General features: G+C 46.5%; 1 protein-coding gene. It reads right to left on the bottom strand.

Annotated elements, in window-relative coordinates; genetic code table 11:
• Positions 1 to 1000: hypothetical protein (locus B7705_RS00140; protein ID WP_193431893.1), on the bottom strand; the 1000-nt coding region annotated here is incomplete at both ends.

The raw sequence follows: 1000 nt of genomic DNA on the forward strand, positions 1-1000 counted from the left end.
TTGCTGATACTGATGCGCTTGCTGATTGGCTTGCACTTACAGACGCTGAAGCTGATTGACTTGAGCTTACTGATGCTGAAGCTGATTGACTTGCAGATACTGATGCTCTAGTTGATTCGCTTCCACTTACAGATGCTGAAGCTGATTGACTTGAGCTTACAGACGCTGAAGCTGATTGGCTTGCAGATACTGATGCTGAAGCGCTTTGGCTAGCTGATACAGACGCTGAAGCTGATTGACTTGCAGATACTGATGCTGAAGCTGATTCACTTGAGCTTACAGACGCTGAAGCTGATTCACTTGAGCTTACTGATGCGCTAGTTGATTGGCTAGCTGATACTGATGCTGAAGTTGATTCACTTGCTGATACTGATGCGCTAGTTGATTCGCTTGCAGATACTGATGCGCTAGTTGATTGGCTAGCTGATACTGATGCTGAAGCTGATTCGCTTGTGCTTACTGATGCGCTTGCTGATTGGCTTGCAGATACTGATGCTGAAGTGCTTTGGCTAGCTGATACTGATGCGCTTGCTGATTGACTTGAGCTTACTGATGCTGAAGCTGATTCACTTGCACTTACTGATGCTGAAGCTGATTCACTTGCTGATACTGATGCGCTTGCTGATTGGCTTGCAGATACTGATGCTGAAGTGCTTTGGCTTGCTGATACAGATGCGCTAGCTGATTGGCTTGCACTTACAGACGCTGAAGCCGATTGACTTGAGCTTACTGATGCTGAAGCTGATTGACTTGCAGATACTGATGCGCTAGTTGATTCGCTTGCACTTACAGATGCTGAAGCTGATTGACTTGAGCTTACAGACGCTGAAGCTGATTGGCTTGCAGATACTGACGCTGAAGTGCTTTGGCTTGCAGATACTGATGCTGAAGTGCTTTGGCTTGCTGATACAGATGCGCTTGCTGATTGGCTTGCACTTACAGACGCTGAAGCTGATTGACTTGAGCTTACTGATGCTGAAGCTGATTGACTTGCAGATAC

Origin of the sequence: Streptococcus oralis subsp. dentisani, assembly GCF_002096685.1 — a bacterium.
Taxonomy (GTDB): domain Bacteria; phylum Bacillota; class Bacilli; order Lactobacillales; family Streptococcaceae; genus Streptococcus; species Streptococcus oralis_AD.